Source organism: Inquilinus sp. (assembly GCF_057815775.1).
The window spans coordinates 1-2,963 of record NZ_JBYRFX010000975.1; the positions used below are offsets into that span (position 1 = coordinate 1).

Sequence of the window (2,963 nt, forward strand, 5' to 3'; positions counted from 1 at the left end):
GAGATCGGCTGCCGCACCATCGCGGTCGACCTCGGCGATGCCGCAGCCACCCGGCGGGCGGCGATCGCGGCGCTGCCGGTCGACGCCCTGGTCAACTGCGCCGGCACCACCACGCTGGAATCCTTTCTCGACACTTCGGCCGACAGCTTCGACACGATCAGGGCGGTGAACGCCCGGGCGCCGATGATCGTGGCGCAGGAGGTGGCGCGGGATATGATCCGCCGCGGCCGCCCCGGCGCCATCGTCAACGTCTCCAGCGTGTCCTCGGCGATCGGCCTGCCCGACCACACCGCCTATTGCGCGTCGAAGGGCGCGCTCGACGCCATCACCCGGGTGATGGCGGTGGAGCTGGGGCCGCACGGCATCCGCACCAACAGCGTCAACCCGGTGGTGACGCTGACGCCGATGGCGGTGAAGGCGTGGAGCGACCCGGCCAAGTCGGGGCCGATGCTGGGCCGCATCCCGCTCGGCCGCTTCGCCCAGCCGGACGATGTGGCCGAGGTGATCCTGTACCTGCTGGGCGATGCCGCCGTGATGATGAACGGGGCCATCGTCCCGGTCGATGGCGGCTTCCTGGCCACCTGAGGCCTGCGACGGTCAGGCCGCCACGATGGCGAGGCGGCGATCCTCTTGGGACGCGGGGGCCGGCGGAAGATACAGCAAGCCCTGTGACAGCGCCCGCGTCACCGCCTCGGCGCGGGTGGTCGTGCCCAGCTTGGCCATGGCCGACCGCACATGCTCGTCGACGGTGTGGGACGACAGGCCGAGCTGCCGGGCGGCGAATTTGCTGCTGGCGCCGCGGGCCACCCAAGCCAGGCAATCCTGCTCGCGGGGAGACAATCTGCGACTTGCGACCGGCGGGGCGTTCTGTGGTGAAACTTCATGAGGCCCAAGCCTGTCGGCGAAGCGGCGGTCGATCTGCAGGGCACGGCTGAGATGCGGGCCGAGATAGCGCAGCAGCGCCGCCTCCGGCTCACCCCAGCCCGGCCGGCCATCGCGGCGGTAGAGGACGATTTCGGTGCGCGGCCCGGTCGCAGCGGGCTCCGTCCAGCGCAGCGCGACGGCGTCATCGGCGCCGATGCGCCCCACCCGCAGCGAAAACGAAGCCCGGCGCAGCGTGGCACTGCTGCCCTCGAACAGCAGGACCAGCCGCGCCAGCACATCGATCCAGGCACCCTCGCCCAGCGCCGCATCGTAGACCACACTGACCAGGGCCAGGATTTCACTGTCGCCCGCCATCACCGCGCCCGCCGCCGTCATTCGATGATCGAACGCTAGCAGCGGGCCGGTGCCGGCCGCCTCCCTCATTTGGGAGGTTTTCGACTTTTAAAGTAGCCGGCTGTCCATCGGCCGGCCGGCGATCACGCCGCCGGGCTGTCCCAGTCGGTCGAGACGGCGAGGTCGCGCCAGTCGGCCAGCTCGGCCGCCACCCTGGCGTTCTTCTGCTCGATCACCGCCACCGTGTCGGTGCCGAAGGGCATGCGCAGCGGCGGGTTCGGGGCGTTCACCAGCTGGATCATCGCCGTCGCCAGCTTGTGCGGGTTGCCGGGCTGGGCGTGGTTGGCGCCGGCGGCGAAGCTGCGCATGGCGCCGACCGTCTCGGCATAATCCTCGATCTCCAGCTTCGTCTTCACCAATGACTGCTCGTCCAGGAAGTCGGTGCGGAAGAAGCCCGGCTCGACCACCGTCGCCTTGATGCCCAGCGGTGCCAGTTCGGTCGCCAGGGCCTCGGTCAGGCCCTCGACCGCGAACTTCGTGGCGCAGTAGACGCCCCAGCCGGGATAGGCGCCGTAGCCGCCGACCGACGAGATGTTGATGACATGGCCGGAGCGCTGGCGCCGCATATGCGGCAGCACGGCGCGGGTGACGGCCAGCAGGCCGAAGACATTGGTGGCGAACAGCCGCTCGACCTCCTCGGCCCCCGATTCCTCGACCGCGCCCAGCAGGCCGTAGCCGGCGTTGTTGAGCAGGATGTCGATCCGGCCGAAGCGTTTCACCGCCTGCTCGACCGCCGCATGCGCCTGCGCCTCCTGGGTCACGTCCAGCCTGACCGGCAGCAGGTTTGGGTGGTGGCCCAGCCGCGCGGTCACCGTCGCCGGATCCCGCGCCGTGGCCACGACGGCGTCGCCGGCCGCCAGGGCCTGTTCGGTGATCAGGGCGCCGAAGCCGCGCGACGCACCGGTGATGAGCCAGACACGCATGATTTTTCTCCCTCTCGTCCCGGGCCGCGGGATGCGGCGCGTCGGGCTTGATGAAGAAACGGTACCGCTGCGCTTCTCCTGAAATAATCGTATAAATCTGCAATGGGATCATGAGATGATCTCATCAATGAAGCGCATCGATCCGGCCGACCTCTCGGTCTTCCTCGCCATCGCCACCCATCGCAGCTTTCGTCGCGCGGCCGTAGAACTCGGCGTCACGCCCTCGGCGCTGAGCCATGCCCTGCGCGCGATCGAGGAGCGGCTGGACCTGCGGCTGGTCAACCGCACCACCCGCAGCGTGGCGCTGACCGAAGCGGGGGAGCGGCTGTTCACCCGGATCCGCCCCGCCTTCCGCGACATCGACGATGCGATCGAGGACCTGAACCTGTTCCGCGGCGCGCCGAGCGGGACGCTGCGGCTGAACGCGTCGCGGGCGGCGACCCGGCTTGTGCTGCTGCCGATCATCACCCGGTTCCAGCGGAGCTATCCGGATGTGCGGGTCGAGGTCGTGGCCGACGACGCGCTGAGCGATGTGGTCGCCGCCGGCTTCGACGCCGGGGTGCGGTTCGGCGAGGTGCTGGCCGCCGACATGATCGCCACCGCGATCGGCCCGCGCCACCGCTTCGCCGTGGTCGGATCGCCGGATTACTTCGAGCGGCATCCGGTGCCGCAGACGCCGCATGATCTGCGCGCCCTGCCCTGCATCCGCTACCGCTTCTTCAGCGGCGCCTTGTATGGCTGGGAGTTCGAGCGCGGCGGCAT

The 2,963-nt window shown here is 69.9% G+C and carries 4 protein-coding genes; 2 read left to right on the plus strand and 2 right to left on the minus strand.

Going from position 1 to position 2,963, the window contains the following annotated elements:
* Positions 1 to 585 (plus strand): SDR family oxidoreductase (locus AC3XYG_RS34945; RefSeq protein WP_489144501.1); only part of this gene is annotated, 585 nt, incomplete at its 5' end.
* A gap of 12 nt (positions 586 to 597) precedes the next feature.
* Here AC3XYG_RS34945 and AC3XYG_RS34950 read toward each other — a convergent pair.
* Together AC3XYG_RS34950 and AC3XYG_RS34955 are read right to left on the minus strand one after the other, a co-directional pair.
* On the minus strand, positions 598 to 1,260 hold the full coding sequence (locus AC3XYG_RS34950; protein ID WP_489144502.1) for a helix-turn-helix transcriptional regulator: 663 nt from the start codon (positions 1,258 to 1,260) through the stop codon (positions 598 to 600).
* 101 nt (positions 1,261 to 1,361) lie between these two features.
* The gene (locus AC3XYG_RS34955; protein ID WP_489144503.1) at positions 1,362 to 2,201 is read right to left on the minus strand and encodes an oxidoreductase; all 840 of its coding nucleotides are present in this window, start codon (positions 2,199 to 2,201) and stop codon (positions 1,362 to 1,364) included.
* 127 nt (positions 2,202 to 2,328) lie between these two features.
* Here AC3XYG_RS34955 and AC3XYG_RS34960 point away from each other — a divergent pair.
* Positions 2,329 to 2,963 (plus strand): LysR family transcriptional regulator (locus AC3XYG_RS34960; RefSeq protein WP_489144504.1); only part of this gene is annotated, 635 nt, incomplete at its 3' end.

Excerpts from the sequence above, each read along its gene's own strand:
- AC3XYG_RS34950 (WP_489144502.1), bottom strand. The coding sequence starts at position 1,260 with ATGACGGCGGCGGGCGCGGTGATGGCGGGCGACAGTGAAATCCTGGCC.
- AC3XYG_RS34955 (WP_489144503.1), bottom strand. The coding sequence starts at position 2,201 with ATGCGTGTCTGGCTCATCACCGGTGCGTCGCGCGGCTTCGGCGCCCTG.